10 protein-coding genes are annotated in these 14,818 nt (G+C 51.5%); 8 read left to right on the plus strand and 2 right to left on the minus strand.

From position 1 onward, the window contains the following. Positions 1 to 27 precede the first annotated feature (27 nt). The 8 genes from MJA45_RS13395 (at position 28) to MJA45_RS13430 (ending at position 11,570) form a co-directional block, all read left to right on the plus strand. Positions 28 to 855, plus strand: a complete 828-nt coding sequence (locus tag MJA45_RS13395) for a sugar phosphate isomerase/epimerase family protein (protein WP_315607748.1) — start codon at positions 28 to 30, stop codon at positions 853 to 855. Positions 856 to 868: 13 nt separating this feature from the next. Next, positions 869 to 1,780, plus strand: a complete 912-nt coding sequence (locus MJA45_RS13400) for a DUF6528 family protein (protein ID WP_315607749.1) — start codon at positions 869 to 871, stop codon at positions 1,778 to 1,780. Between the two features lie 41 nt (positions 1,781 to 1,821). Continuing rightward, on the plus strand, positions 1,822 to 2,313 hold the full coding sequence (locus MJA45_RS13405; protein ID WP_315607750.1) for a hypothetical protein: 492 nt from the start codon (positions 1,822 to 1,824) through the stop codon (positions 2,311 to 2,313). Then, a complete protein-coding gene (locus MJA45_RS13410; RefSeq protein WP_315607751.1) occupies positions 2,264 to 3,832 on the plus strand; it encodes a discoidin domain-containing protein in 1,569 nt (522 codons plus the stop codon). Before MJA45_RS13405 ends, MJA45_RS13410 begins: the two co-directional genes overlap by 50 nt. Before the next feature lie 38 nt (positions 3,833 to 3,870). Then, a complete protein-coding gene (locus MJA45_RS13415; RefSeq protein ID WP_315607752.1) occupies positions 3,871 to 6,600 on the plus strand; it encodes a DUF6528 family protein in 2,730 nt (909 codons plus the stop codon). A 223-nt stretch (positions 6,601 to 6,823) separates the two neighbouring features. Beyond that, positions 6,824 to 9,079 (plus strand): ATP-binding cassette domain-containing protein, encoded by a 2,256-nt coding sequence (locus MJA45_RS13420; RefSeq protein ID WP_315607753.1) that lies wholly within the window; start codon positions 6,824 to 6,826, stop codon positions 9,077 to 9,079. Between the two features lie 503 nt (positions 9,080 to 9,582). Continuing rightward, positions 9,583 to 10,533 (plus strand): dihydrodipicolinate synthase family protein, encoded by a 951-nt coding sequence (locus MJA45_RS13425; RefSeq protein WP_315607754.1) that lies wholly within the window; start codon positions 9,583 to 9,585, stop codon positions 10,531 to 10,533. A 2-nt stretch (positions 10,534 to 10,535) separates the two neighbouring features. Then, positions 10,536 to 11,570 carry a sialidase family protein gene (locus MJA45_RS13430; protein WP_315607755.1) on the plus strand — a complete coding sequence of 345 codons (1,035 nt, stop codon included), beginning with the start codon at positions 10,536 to 10,538 and terminating at the stop codon, positions 11,568 to 11,570. A gap of 932 nt (positions 11,571 to 12,502) precedes the next feature. Here the strand turns inward: MJA45_RS13430 and MJA45_RS13435 are convergent. Together MJA45_RS13435 and MJA45_RS13440 are read right to left on the minus strand one after the other, a co-directional pair. Further along, positions 12,503 to 13,345 carry a polysaccharide deacetylase family protein gene (locus tag MJA45_RS13435; RefSeq protein ID WP_315607756.1) on the minus strand — a complete coding sequence of 281 codons (843 nt, stop codon included), beginning with the start codon at positions 13,343 to 13,345 and terminating at the stop codon, positions 12,503 to 12,505. Between the two features lie 250 nt (positions 13,346 to 13,595). Continuing rightward, positions 13,596 to 14,633 carry a sialidase family protein gene (locus MJA45_RS13440; RefSeq protein ID WP_315607757.1) on the minus strand — a complete coding sequence of 346 codons (1,038 nt, stop codon included), beginning with the start codon at positions 14,631 to 14,633 and terminating at the stop codon, positions 13,596 to 13,598. Positions 14,634 to 14,818: the final 185 nt, after the last annotated feature.

Below are 14,818 nucleotides of genomic sequence, written 5' to 3' on the forward strand. Positions count from 1 at the left end.
CCGAAATTGTCGGGAGGGTTCATTTTCATGGCGGGAGGGAGCAAATTGGCTCTAACGTTCGACAATAACAGTCTCGACGGGTGGCAGCTCGGCATGTCTTATAATGCAGCGAAGCCGTTAGATCTGTCCAGTCTTGCCGACAACGGGATCCGCTGTATGGAACTCAATTGGCGGGAGCTGGATATCTTCACTCCGGAGAACAGAAGGACCTGTACGCGGATCGTAAACGAGGCGAGAAACGCGGGGATTTCCGTTTGGTCGCTTCATATCCCGTTCGGTGTGGAATGGGATCTGTCCTCTCTTGATGCGCAAGTCAGGGAGGCGGCCCACGGTAAGATTGCCTGGGTCATAGAACTGGCATCGGAGTGGGGAATTCCCAATGCGGTTCTCCATCCGAGCTATGAACCCATACGGCCGGAGGAACGGCAATCCCGCTTGGAAGTATGCCGCCAGTCTTTGAACCGGCTAACGGAACAAGTCGAACGCCTCCACCTTACGCTGGCGATCGAATGCTTACCGAGAACTTGTCTAGGGCATTCTTCGACCGAAATTCGTTATTTGTTAGAGGGGAATCCGGCACTGAACGTTTGCTGCGACGTCAATCACTTATTTAAGGAATCGCCGGAAAGCTTTATCCGCGAGCTTGGATCACGGATTGTGACGACCCATATTTCTGACAATGACGGGGTTGACGAGAAGCATTGGCTGCCGGGCAGCGGAGTCATCCAGTGGCCGAACGTTTTTCGTTCGTTTCAGGAGACTCGCTATCGCGGACCCATGATTTTCGAAGTGCGGAATCAGACGGCCGAGCAAGTTTCGGCGTGTTGGAAAGGACTGGAAGCCATTGACTGGTGAGAAGAAGTTCGTGATGACGGAACCTAATTTCGTAAAATCCACTATATTCGCCGATACGCCCCGCCTCCTGGCGGTAACGGATCAAGCCTCCAAACGAATCCTGTTGCTTGATCCGGAGGTTCCGGATTGGAAGGATGGCAGAGCCGTCAAGTGGTCATGGCATCCGAATGCCGAGCACAGCCTACATGCATGGGGGCTTCCTTCCGACGTAAAATTGCGGCATAGTCCTCACTTCGAAGGATTGTGCATGTTGGTGACGGATTCCTATGGGCTGGCCGCCATCGTATCCTATCCGGAAGGGGGAGCACCCAGGTGGGCTTGCGATGTCGGCGGCAATCCTCACGCGGCGGAACTGCTGCCGGATGGGAATATGGCCATTGCGGCAAGTCATGGAGGATGGGTGAGACTTTACACAGCCTCCCAAAGCGATGCTCCCTTCCACTATGCGGAATACGAGCTTCCCGGAGCTCATGGGGTTCTGTGGGATCCGACTCGACAGGTTCTATGGACGGTAGGGGACGATTACCTCACCGCCTTGGTCGTATCGGGGACGTCTTCAGCTCCCTTGCTGCAGGAGGATCCCTCGCTTCGCAGCTACTTGCCGACGAGGTACGGCCACGATTTATCCCCTGTTTATGGCGACACTAACCGCCTCTGGGTGACGACGAATTACGGTGTCTATCATTTCGATAAATCGGCCGTCGCGTGGTCGGAGCCTCTTCTGACGAACGATCCGTTTGATCTTCGTTTCGTGAAAAGCATCGGGAATTTCCCCAATGGCCCCGTTGTATTAACAAAACCGGAAGAGGGCTGCCTCTACGAATGGGCTACCGACAAGATTCATCAGTTCCAAGAAGAGGCAGTGTTTGTCAAAGACGGCGCCGCCATTTATAAGGCGCGTATATGGCGGCCGGATTATTGCTAGGTTTCGCCATCCAACGATCATATCCGGACGGAGGAATGAAGATGCGAAAAGATGCGAGCAAGAACCTACATGCTCTTCCTACAGGGGCAGGGGGGAAAAGAATTTTCCGGTACATGCTTATAATCAGTATGATTTGCGCGATTCTCGCTCAGACGAATCCGGTAGACGCGGGCACAGGGACATGGATCGGCACGACCGATAGTACAACCAAAAAAATGCATGTTTACGATGCAGCCGTCACCGATTGGAATAGCGATAGCGCAATCAAATGGGAATTTGCCCCTTCGACCGCTCTTGGATTCACTGCATCTGAAATCAACGCATGGAATGGTGGTTCCGGCATGAAGCTGCGGAATAGCAGCGTATGGGGGGGGGCAATGGGTAGTCGTAACGGATTCTTCGTTTGCCGCCATTGTTTCCTATCCAGGGGGCGTAAAGAAATGGGCGAATGTCATCTCCGGGAACCTGCACGAGGCAGAGCTGTTGCCGAACGGGAATATCGCCCTTGCTGCATCAAATGGCAATTGGGTTAGGGTGTATGCGTCTTCGCAAGGGTCGAGCAACTCGACCTATGCCCAGTACGACATCAACTTCGCCCATGCCGTTTTGTGGGACCCGGACAGAAACCGACTCTGGGTAAACGGGCAAGATCCCGTGACAGGAGTGCATATATTGACAGCATTGATCGTAGGGGGAACGGCTGCTAATCCTACGCTCACCGAAGATCCGGCATACCGCAAGGATCTTGTGCCTTCCCGGTGGGCCCATGATCTCCAGCCTTATTATAATGATAAGAATAAATTGGTACTGACGACAAGCGACGGGGTTTATCTATACGACAAATCAACGAAAAGTATTTCCAAGCCTTCCGGAGATCTCCAACAAAATGAGGTCAGGTCAGCGGGGAATTTGTCTACCGGTGAATTTTACGAAACCCGGCCGGATGTTAACAAATCCCCGGCAGGTGCTTGCACTATCAACGTTTGGTGTACGGATACGGTGGATTTGTATAGTTCCGTCGATGGCTCACACGTCGGCTCGAGAACGGTGACCGGGGCCGCCACCTACAAAGCTCGTTTCTGGAACCCCGACTATTATGGGACGACGGGGCAGGCGGAAGAGAATTTGGCCTTGAATTCCCCTGTATCGGCATCAAGTGAGTACGTGAGCACCTACTGGGGCTGGGGAAAAGGATATGCCACGGATGGGATCGTCGATTCGATTAGCGGAGCGCTGGGGTATTCCAGCCAAACCGGCATGACGACAAACCATACCGAGTGGCTGGAAATCGATCTTCCGGAACGGCAAACCTTCTCAAGTGTCACCCTTTATCCGAGGAACGATAGCGGGAACATAGGCGCAGGTTTCCCCATTGATTTCAAAATTCAGGTCTGGAACGGCTCGTGGGTGGATCGGGTATCGGTAACGAATTACCCGATTCCGGGTAATGCTCCTCAAACGTTCTCCTGGGGATTTAAGGACAGAACAAACAAAATCAGAATGTATGCGACGAATCTCAGGAAGGTAGGCGGAACCGATTATCTGATGCAATTCGCTGAAGTAAAGGTGCTTCATAACAGTTTGACGGATGGAAATAATCTTGCCACCTCCTCGACGGTCACCGCCTCCAGCTCGAATGAAAGTACCTATTGGGGTTGGGGGAAGGGGTATGTTACAGATGGAGAACGGAACTCGGCTAATGGCGCGCTGGGATACTCGAGTGCGACGGGTGTGACAGCGAATCACACCGAGTGGCTGGTCGTCGACTTGGCTTCTCCGAAGACCATATCGAGCATCAATCTATTTCCGAGAAACGATAGCGGAAATGTCGGAGCCGGCTTCCCGATCGATTTTAAACTCCAAATATGGGACGGAACCGCTTGGGTGGATCGGGTAACCAAAACCGGCTATCCCCAACCCGGAAACGATGGGCAATCTTTTTCCTGGGGCTATTCGGATACGACAAGCAAGGTGAGGATCTATGCAACCAATCTCAGAAAGGTTGGTTCCACGGACTATTTGATGCAATTCTCAGAAGTCGAGGTGCACTAAAACCGGGCCGCGGCAATGACATAGGGAGGATGATTGTTATGAGAAGATGGTTATGGTTAGTGGCAGGGCCTTCGCTCTTTATCCTGGCCAGCCTCTTGATTTGGATGCTTTGGGATGGCAAAGCGGAAGCTTCCCCGTCCTGCGACTGTATGATTATCACCACGAATCAGATGAACTACCAGGTTGAAGTGTACGACCCGGCGGTCAATCAGTGGGATGATCAAGCTGCCTTAAAATGGTCCTGGAAGCCGAGCACAGCGTTGGGGTATTCCTCTGCGGAGGTGGAAATGTGGTCGGGACCCTCGGAAGCAAAAATAAGAGGTGATGTGCTTCTATCTACGGCTGGGCGTTTGGCCACAATCGCCGCTTACCCCTCCGGTACCCGGATATGGGCAGCTGACGTTGGCAGCAACAGCAACCCTCATTCCATTGAATTGCTTCCGGACGGCAATGTTGCCGTCGCCGCCAGCGATGGAAAATGGGTGCGCGTCTATACTTCGTCCCAAGGCCCGAATAGCACAACTTTTGCTCAATACAGCCTTGATTTCGCCCATGCAGCGGAGTGGGACGCAGAAAATCATCTTCTCTGGGTTATTGGCTATGATGCTGTAACGAAAGAGCATATTCTAACCGCTTTACAGGTGGGAGGGACGGCGGGTAATCCGACATTGACAGAAGACAGAAGCCGGAGAAGCATTTTGCCAAGTCCTTGGGGCCATGATATTTCTTCCTATTCTTATGATAATACCAAGCTTTGGGTCAGCACGAACGCGGGAGCCTACCTATACGACAAAAGGACGAAGACGTTTACACCCGCTCCGGCCGGGGCAAACCGGTCTTCCGTGAAAGCCATCAGCAACCTACCTACCGGTCAGATTGTAGAGACCCGACCGGATGGCGATAAGAGTCCTGCCGGCAGTTGCAAGTTGAGCACTTGGTGCACCGATACAGTAGATTTTTATGCGCCGGATATGACGCGAACGGTGACCGGGGCCGCTTTCTACAAAGCGCGTGCTTTGGACACGGGTGTGGATGAGCGGGGATCGGTTCTTATAAATACAGTCCCTGTGGAAACTCATTTCACGGGCAGCATTCCCGCTGGCGCAAGCGAATTGCCGGGGTACTTCTTTGTACAACCGATTCATACGACGGAAAATCTTGGGTTTACCCGCTTTATGGACACGACAACCTCCAGAAGCTTTGTGATGGTTGTCAATAATTCGTTGACGGAGACGATACCGCTTGAACTCCGGTTCGACCCGGCACGCCGCATCGATCAGGTGACCGAAGTGTCCAAAGAAACCGGAGCAGAGGTGGCAACCAACTATGATAGCCAAACCGGTACGCTTACCGATAGGCTCATGCCGGGTGAGGGCAAGCTATTTGCGTTACCCGTCGGCTTCCGATACCAAATTCCTCAACAGCTTTCGCCCGAGATATCGGAAATCGGCCCTTATACCAATCTTGCTCGGAATGCCAAGGTATCCGCATCAAGCAGCTACGGAAAGTCAGGGTGGAGCTTGAATGCATTGGTTGATGGGCGGAGGACTTCCACTTCAGACTCACTTGGCTGGACCAGCTTTAATGATATTAAAAATAATCACACGGAATGGGTAACGGTGGATATGGGCTCATCTTACAGCATCAATACGGTAGATTTGTATCCGCGGGCGGACGGCAATAACACCGGATTGGGTTACCCGACGGATTTTACGATTCAGGTGTCCGAGGATAACCTGAATTGGAGTACGGTTGTCTACGGACACCAAGCAACAAGGCCTTCAGGCATGCTGCGGTATGATTTTGATGCGGTAACGGCACGCTACGTGAAGATTGAAGGGACGAATTTGACCAAAGACCCCAATGGCAACTATCATCTCCAGTTAGCCGAGGCCGAGATTTATTTCCGTACAGGAAGCAGCTTGTCGCTCCACATGTCACCGTCTAAGCTGCTGGTCGGGAATTCAGGTTCAATCAAGGTGATTGGCTGGATGCCGGACGGAACCATGGATCCGATGGAAGGGGCAATCGTGGACTTTGAAAGCAGCGATCCCCACATTGCCACGGTTGATGATAAAGGCGTAGTAACCGCCCATTCCGAAGGGACGTCAATCGTTACGGCTAAGGTGACTAGGAGGGATGGAAGGATAGAGTCCGCCCGATTGGAAGTGAACGTCGAAACCTTGCCTTCACCATGGAGGGCAGACTTCTACGGGCATGCCTACGGGGTCGTCACCTCGTTTCCGGACGGTTTTGAGGTTCGGGCAAACGGGAGGGGAACGGGGCAAACGGACGATAGCTTCGTTTATTTGTATCAAAAGCTTGCTACTGTGAATCCGGTCACGGTGACAGCGGCAGTGGAATCCCTCTACAAAACTTCAAACGGAACAAATGGTGAGGTTGGAATCATGATTCGGGACGGGGCGAATGAGGATGATGACGAACCGTTCGTTTCTCTGGCCATCAATCCGGAGGGAAGAATGATCATGACGGCTCGGACGGAAGCCGGGACAGTTGAAGAAATCGAAGGGGAATATTCGGTTTTCCCGACGGAATTGAAGCTGGTCAAGACAGGCAATCGTTTTACCGGCTTCTACAAAAAAAATGAATCATGGGTGCCATTTAACGGAAATCAAGGCCATTCGGGTGTTAGTGTAAATATGGGCAAGTTCATCAAAGCTGGAATTTCGGTATTTTCAAAAGAGGAAAAGTTGTATACCTTATCTCGTTTAACCGGCATCCATATAGAAACGCAGCCCAGCAAATAAGTAGGGAATAGGTTCAAGTTGGGAGGGGGGGGCCCCGTCCAGCCCAATCGTTACGATGAAGCTCCTCTTTTGCAGGTAAAAAGAGGGGCTTTTTTTGCTGTTTCCAGAGCTTAGGATGGTCGGTCCTACCGGATTTTCTATTGAAGCGGAAAGGGGAAAGAATGATATAATGATGGAAGATGGGGATTAGAAGAATTTAACACGATTGGGAAGGATGTTGATGATGAGCGAAGCGAATCAGGAGTATATCGTCCTATCGGGAGCGCGGGAGAACAACCTCAAGAATGTATCCTTGCGTATCCCCAAAAGAAAAATCACGATCTTCACCGGGGTATCCGGGTCCGGCAAGTCCTCGATTGTCTTCGATACGATTGCCTCCGAATCCCAACGCTTGTTGAACGAGAACTTCAGCATGTTCGTCCGCACCTTTTTGCCGCGTTTCCCGCAGCCGGAGGCGGACGCGATTGAGAACTTGAGCATGGCCGTGATCGTGGACCAGAAGAGGCTGGGGGGCGGCTCCCATTCCACGATGGGGACGATTACGGATATCTCTCCCATCCTCCGCCTTCTTTTCTCACGGGTGGGCCAGCCCCCTATTGGCCATGTGAATAAGTTCTCCTTTAATGATCCGCAGGGCATGTGTCCCGAATGCAATGGAATCGGACGCAGCCTGGGCGTCGACCTGAGCAAGGCCCTCGACCCATCGAAGTCGCTGAGGGAAGGAGCCATCCTGCTGCCGGGCTATTCGGTGGACGGGTTCGAATGGATGATGCTCGTCGAGTCGGGACCCTTCGATCCGGATAAGAAGCTGAAGGATTATACGGAGGAAGAGCTGGAACCGCTTCTGTACGGCAAAGCCAAGAAGGTAGCGACGCAGTTCGGCGGGAAGACCATGAACATAACGGTGGAAGGCTTTATCGAGAAGTTTACCAACAAGTACATAAAGCGGGATCTCAAAACAAAGTCCGAGCGAACCCAGCAAACGGTTGCTCCTTTCATCACAGAGGGGGTTTGCCCAAGCTGCCGCGGGGCCAGACTCAGTCAGGCTGCGCTCAACTGCAGAATCCAGGGCTACAACATCGCGGACCTGTCCTCTATGGAGGTCGGGCAGCTCATCCGCGTCATCCGCGAGATGGACGATCCGGCGGCCGCACCGGTCATCCGGGCGCTGGCCGAGCGGCTGCAGCACCTGGTGGACATCGGGCTGGACTATTTGACGCTGGACCGGGAGACGGATACGTTGTCCGGCGGCGAGTCGCAGCGCGTCAAGATGGTCAAGCACCTGAGCGGCAGTCTGGTGGATGTGACCTACATCTTCGATGAGCCGAGCGTGGGCCTGCACCCCCGCGATGTCCACCGGTTAAATGACCTGCTTCAGAAGCTGCGCGACAAGGGCAACACCGTCCTTGTCGTCGAGCATGATCCCGATGTGATCAGGGTGGCGGATCATATCGTCGACGTCGGCCCTTACGCCGGCAGCCGCGGCGGGTCTATCGTGTATGAGGGAAGCTTCCGCGGTCTGCTGGAGGCGGATACGCTGACCGGCACCCATATGAAACGTCCGCTCGAGCTTAAGCAAGCCTGCCGGCTGCCCTCCGGCAAGCTGCCGATCCGAAACGCGACCCTCCACAACCTGCGGGACGTCAGTGTCGACATTCCCACCGGTGTGCTGACCGTCGTGACCGGTGTCGCTGGTTCCGGTAAGAGTACGCTCATTAACGAAATCTTCCTCCACCAGCATCCGGATGCCGTCGTGATCGATCAATCGGCGATCGGCGTGTCCACCCGCTCGAATCCTGCGACTTACACGGGCATCATGGATGACGTGCGCAAGGCGTTTGCAACAGCCAACAAGGTGAACCAGGGGCTGTTCAGCTTCAACTCCAAGGGAGCGTGCGAGAACTGCCAAGGGCTCGGTGTGGTGTATACGGATCTTGCCTACCTGGACAGCGTGAAGCTGCCCTGCGAAGTATGCGGAGGCAGGCGGTTCAAGGAAGAAGTGCTGGCGTACAAGCTGAACGGCAAGTCTATTGCCGAGGTGTTGGAGATGACGGTGGAGCAGGCTTTGGGTTTCTTTGAGCTGAAGGAGGTCGTTCGCAAGCTGCAGGCGATGAGTGATGTGGGCTTAACTTATCTTACCCTCGGCCAGCCGCTCAGCACGTTATCGGGCGGGGAATGCCAGCGCATCAAGCTGGCAAGTGAGCTGCATAAGAAGGGAAGCATCTATGTGATGGACGAGCCGACGACCGGCCTGCATATGTCCGACATCGGTCACCTTCTGGAGATCATGAACCGGCTCGTGGATGCCGGCAATACGGTGATCGTCATCGAGCACAACCTTGAGGTGATCAGCCAAGCGGACTGGATTATCGATATGGGTCCGGACGGCGGCAGCAAGGGCGGCCAGGTTGTGTTCGAGGGGACACCCTCGCAGATCATCCATGCAGAGCAGTCGATCACGGGCAGCTATTTGAAGTAGGGGTACCCTCCGGAGCTGACCACGTTCCTCGGGCAGTAATCCCGACCGTTCCTCCAAGTCCAAGGAGGACCGAGCCCGGCATCAACCGAGGTACGGTCTGCGTGGTTTGACCTATAAGAGGTATAGAGGCGGATTCTACTCCTGGGGAGTGGACCCGCCTCTTTTGGTGTGGGAACAGGCTTCATCATTTGGTTGTATACGCCTATATATTAGTAGGAATAAGGATGTAGGAATATTCACCTTTTACAGTAAAATAAAATGTCTAAAGGAAATTTTATCAAATGGAAACCAAAAAAGATGGTCTAGCTGAAATTAACTAACTAAAGATCTACGGCAACAACGGTAAGGACTACACGGCCACCGTCTATTTTGACGTTCAGAATAATGGGGAAGGGGAAGTGAATTTTCTTGGCACCAGCAATCCCAAATAGAGACGCAAGATCTTATGAGTTTATCGAGAGAGGGATAGCGGGGGCGGAATATTTTGCGGCAGGGAGGCCATGATGAATATTCAACCGGAGAATACGATGAACAAGGGCGTATGGCCAACGATGATTACGCCCTTTACCGATTCGAATGAAGTCGACTACGCTGCCCTGGAGCAGCTCGTGGAATGGTATATCCGGCAGGGGGTGAACGGGCTGTTTGCCGTCTGCCAGTCAAGCGAAATGTTCTTTCTCACCTTAGAGGAGCGCCGGCAGATCGCCCGCTTCGTGGTCGAACAGGCAAAAGGCCGCGTTCCCGTCATCGCTTCCGGCCATGTGTCGGACTCGATCGTGGATCAGATCACGGAGCTGCAGATGATGGCTTCCACCGGAGTACAGGCGGTAGTGCTTGTTAGCAACAGGTTGGCCGCGGCGGAAGATTCCGATGATGTCTGGAAGGCAAATGCGGAGAAGCTGCTGCAAGAGGTGCCGGATATTCCCTTCGGTCTCTACGAATGCCCTTACCCTTACAAGCGGCTGCTCCCCCCGGAGCTGCTGGGGTGGTGTGCGGATACGGGACGGTTTCAGTTCCTGAAGGATACGTGCTGCGATACGGAGCAGATCGGACGTAAGCTCAATGCCGTAAGGAACCGTCCTCTGCAGCTATACAATGCCAATTCGGCCACCTTGCTGGAATCGCTAAAGCTCGGGGTACATGGATACAGCGGCATTATGGCCAATTTTCACCCCGACCTGTACGTCAGGCTGCTTGAAATCCATGATCGCCTGCCCGAAGAAGCGGAACGGCTGCAAGCTTTTCTCGGGCTGGCCTCCGTTATTGAGAATCAGCTATACCCGGTGAACGCCAAATATTATCTGCAGCTGGAGGGCTTGCCGGTCGGGCTGCATACCCGGACCAAGAACAAGGCGCTCCTGACCTATTCGAACTGCCGGGAAGTGGAGCAGCTATATGCCTTGACCCAGCAGTATCGTGAGCAATACGAGCACTTGAAGAAGGGGAGCGTGTAACGATGGAGCTGAAAAGCAGCCTGAGGGAATTTTTGTTCGAGGACGAACGCCCGTTTGCTAGCTGCCATGCCTCCACAGTGATTACTTTTCCGAATGGCGATCTGCTTGTCGCCTATTTTGCCGGTTCTCGCGAAGGGGTGCCGGATGTGGCCATCTGGTGCTCGAGGAAGACGGACGGTGTCTGGTCGCCGCCCTATAAGGTGGCGGACGAGGAGGGGCTCGTGCATTGGAATCCGGTGCTGTTCCGCAAGCGGGACGGCCAGGTCGTTCTGCACTACAAGGTCGGGAGGCCCATTCCGGAATGGTTTACGCGTGTCATCGTTTCGGATGATGACGGGAAGACCTGGAGCGAGCCGGCGGAGCTTGTCCCGGGAGACCGGATCGGGGGCCGTGGCCCGGTGAAGAACAAACTGATCGAGCTGCACGACGGCTCCTGGCTGGCACCGGCCTCTCTCGAGGGGGCAGGCTGGCGTGTCTTCGCCGATTTATCCCCCGATCAGGGAGCCACGTGGCAGATGAGTGAGCAGGCTCCGATCGTGAGGAGCACGGACGACGTGCCGGCCGAGATTAGGGCCAAGCACATGGTTCGGGGGGCTGGTCTAATTCAGCCGACGGCTTGGGAATCGGAGCCCGGGAAGGTGCATATGCTGATGCGGAGCACGGCCGGCTTTATTTACCGCACCGATTCGAACGATGGCGGGCGCACCTGGTCGACCTGCTACAAGACGTATCTGCCGAACAACAACAGCGGCATCGATTTAGCCAAAATGGAAGACGGAACACTTGTTCTTGCTTACAATCCGGTTGGCATGTACAAGGGCCCCCGAATGCCTCTGCTGCTGAGCGCCTCTACCGACAACGGGGAAACCTGGGAGGAACTGCTGGTGCTGGAGGGCGATACTAAGACGTATAAGCTGCCCGAAGGGACGGGGGAATATTCGTACCCCGCCGTTATCGCGGAAAGCAACCGGATCTACGTGACCTATACGTGGAAGCGCCAGCGAATAGTCTGCTGGAGTCTGGAGCTGGAAGCCTGATCGGGGAGGGGAGTCGATACCTTGACGGATTGGAAACCGGTAAGGAACCGTTCCGGGAGCTGGCATCCGGCTTCCGGTTCGTGCCTTTCTGGGCTTGGAACGACATGTTGGAGCGGAAGGAGCTGGTTCGGCAAATTGCCGTTAGGCAGGATGATCAATTAGAGAAATTTATAGTTTTCGCTTGCACAGAAAAAGGAAAAGATTAAGTATGCCAGAGAGACATGTTCACAAAAACCGTATTTTGTACATATGTCGGTTTGGAAGAATTCATTTGGGATGGACGACGATCCCCAACGAAAACCAGGCTGTCCCGAATGATAACTGCCTTGTCATTAAGCTGGTCTATACGAATTCTTATGTGGTACGCGTTATGTTTAATCGGTAACAGTCAACTCCTAAGCAAGTTTTGTTGGCCTTAGAAAGCTTCTGAATATTTCCGACCTTGTTTAAGTGGTCGTTTCGTCAATCCGATTTATAGAGTATCCCATGGAGACTCTAATCAAGCTTGGCTTAGCTAGTTGGCGATCAAATGGTTGAGGTCGATTTGTTTTGTTTTTTTCTATTTATCAGAAGGATGTTTGAACGACACCAAGTCGATGATGGGATGGCCATTGTGTTAGTTTCATTTATATCTAAAAGAATGATAGCTACCCCGAGTGATAAACTACCTTTCCCAAAATTTGTTTACATAATATATATTATCGGACTCAATTTTATTGACGAAATTTTAACCTTTTGCTTTTCTTTCTTGTCGGGTGACAAGAACTTGATGTCATAAATGAGAAGAACTTTCTCCCATTACCCATGCAGAAATATTTTGAAAGTAAAAAACACATCATATATGGTGATGTGTTTTAATCTCTAAGATCAAATTGTCTATTTTCTTTTGAATTATAGCTTAATATGTGTAACTCCTATTTGTTAATCATTGTCTATTTGGTGGGGATATCCAACAATTCGGGAATCGTCACTAGCTTAACCCCATCGTTTCTAAGCTCATCAATAATTTTCGGCAACGCGAGTACCGTTCCGGATAAATCTTCGCCCGTTCCACCAGCGGCATGCTCTAAAACAATGGACCCTGGATGCACGTGCGCAAGAACATTGGTCTCGACTTGTTTAGCACTTAAGCCTTTCCAATCCAAGGAGTCCACATTCCAGTTCACAATTTTTTTATGCTGACTCGCTAACCATTGGATTTGTTCTTCTGCGATGTTTCCGTATGGAGGTCTAACAATGTTAGGGGTAAATCCAGTATATTGGCGGATTAGCTCATCGGTCTTCGTAATTTGATCTCGAAATTCAGCATCCGTTAGTTTTGGAAGATTCGCATGATTGTACGAATGATTACCAATTGTATGCCCTTCTTGAACCATGCGTTTTACGATATCTGGGTGGGCCAGCACTCTGTTACCAACAACAAAAAAGGTTGCTTTTACCCCCTTGCGTTTCAATACATCCAGTATTTGCGGGGTAAAGTTTGCGTCTGGCGCATCATCAAATGTCAAGGCGACCTCTCGTTTCGTTCCGGGGCCATTTAACAAAAAAGTGCTTCGGTATTTATTTCGCAAGTCCGCCAGAGTCATGGGATGCGGCTTACGAATGTTTTGCTCCAGTCCACCCGCCAAATTAGGGGTTAAGGATTCCACACGTATTTTAGTTTGTTCGGACAAACTTTGCGGTGTGGATTGCTGTGCTCTTTGCAAGTTATTTTGCGAACACCCGGAACTGATACATAAACCAACGACGCATAGGGCGATGCAGCGTAACTTCACAGAAATAACCTCCTACTTTTCTATTTGTCGTATAGGTTTTCTTATTGCCGGGTAAATTATGCGGGAACAACCAAATACGGCACTTTGCGTTCGGACCCCCCTTTCTCTACCTGTGATTGGCACGTCGGGAATGAGATAATGTTCTTGTCAAAATCGGGAATGAGATAAGGTTCTTGTCATTTGTTTTTGACAAGAACCTTATCCCAAAAAAAGAAAAAGCCGCGATTTACGCGGCAATTAACGGTAAAAATTAATAGAATGCCTTATCCAGCCGTACATATTTAATTCCCTTACGTAAATAAGTGTAGGCAATGTGAAGCTGCTCATCCCGTGTTTGGATAATCGATGGATAAGAGTATCCCATTTCATTCTCCCAATACTCGTCATCGGCCGCTTGGATAATATGTTTATCTGGCCAGGTCTTCCCCTCTTCTTCGGATATGGCCAGGGCAAGAGGGGTCCGTACGGCTTTTTGCAGTCTCTTTCCGTTTTTCATGTACCATCGGACATCCCCATTCTCCATACTGACCGGATTGTAAACCAAGGCCAAGCGTCCATCCAAAAGACGAATCATCTGTGTAGAGGAATGATTATTGGGCAGATCGCTTCGTACAGGCTCCGTCCAAGTACGGCCATAGTCGGATGATCGGCTGAAATAGATTCGATCCGATTCACTGCTGCGATACATAGCGAATAGACTACCATCGCGAAGCGGAATTACATTCATATGTATTCTTTTTCTACTGTTGGGCACAACAAATTCCTGCCAAGACTGCCCCTGATCGGAAGAAATCTTTACGAGGCTGTCTAATCGATTACATGGCAAAAGCCAGTCTCCATTTGGTAAAACCAATATCGGATGCCGTGTTTCTACGCTATTATCTTCAAAATAGATTTCCGGTTCACTCCAAGTGTAACCGTTATCGTCAGAAATACGGCGTATAACCCTGGGCTCCGTTTCTTTGCCAGGATCGTAGGAGGTATGCAGCAGCCAAATACTCCCGCCCGGCGTCTGAAAAAGGACAGGATTTTGCTCAGAGCGAGTCAAATCCTTAGACAAGTCTATTGGTCTGGTCCACGTATCGGAACCCGCCGGCAATCGGGACATCACGATATTGCAGTCGGGTGCTCCTTCCTCGCTGCCTGAGAAGAAGACGCAAAGCAAGTCTCCGTTGTTCAGCTCAAGAAAATTTGCAGCATGACTGGAAACATATAAATTCGGTAAATAGGCTTCCTTCCAATTTGCTAGTTCCGAATGATTGCGAATAATCCCATCAAACCGATTCATTGTCGCACCTCTTTATTTATAATGCAACGCAAATTATGTTGCCTGTGTTGATGACTGATAACTGGAAAAGAATATAAAATTTTACCTAGATATATTATATTGTTCATTGAAGTCATACAAATTTTTCCTACAGTTCTTATCATATTTTCAAAAGATACCGCTGTCAACCTAAGATTTAGTTAAAT

Origin of the sequence: Paenibacillus aurantius (genome assembly GCF_032268605.1) — a bacterium.
GTDB lineage: Bacteria > Bacillota > Bacilli > Paenibacillales > NBRC-103111 > Paenibacillus_AO > Paenibacillus_AO aurantius.

What these genes read in the sequence shown, in the direction of transcription:
- MJA45_RS13430 (WP_315607755.1), top strand. Translation starts at nt 10,536, where the DNA reads ATGGAGCTGAAAAGCAGCCTGAGGGAATTTTTGTTCGAGGACGAACGC.
- MJA45_RS13395 (WP_315607748.1), top strand. Translation starts at nt 28, where the DNA reads ATGGCGGGAGGGAGCAAATTGGCTCTAACGTTCGACAATAACAGTCTC.
- MJA45_RS13415 (WP_315607752.1), top strand. Translation starts at nt 3,871, where the DNA reads ATGAGAAGATGGTTATGGTTAGTGGCAGGGCCTTCGCTCTTTATCCTG.
- MJA45_RS13440 (WP_315607757.1), bottom strand. Translation starts at nt 14,633, where the DNA reads ATGAATCGGTTTGATGGGATTATTCGCAATCATTCGGAACTAGCAAAT.
- MJA45_RS13425 (WP_315607754.1), top strand. Translation starts at nt 9,583, where the DNA reads ATGAATATTCAACCGGAGAATACGATGAACAAGGGCGTATGGCCAACG.
- MJA45_RS13400 (WP_315607749.1), top strand. Translation starts at nt 869, where the DNA reads ATGACGGAACCTAATTTCGTAAAATCCACTATATTCGCCGATACGCCC.
- MJA45_RS13405 (WP_315607750.1), top strand. Translation starts at nt 1,822, where the DNA reads ATGCGAAAAGATGCGAGCAAGAACCTACATGCTCTTCCTACAGGGGCA.
- MJA45_RS13420 (WP_315607753.1), top strand. Translation starts at nt 6,824, where the DNA reads ATGAGCGAAGCGAATCAGGAGTATATCGTCCTATCGGGAGCGCGGGAG.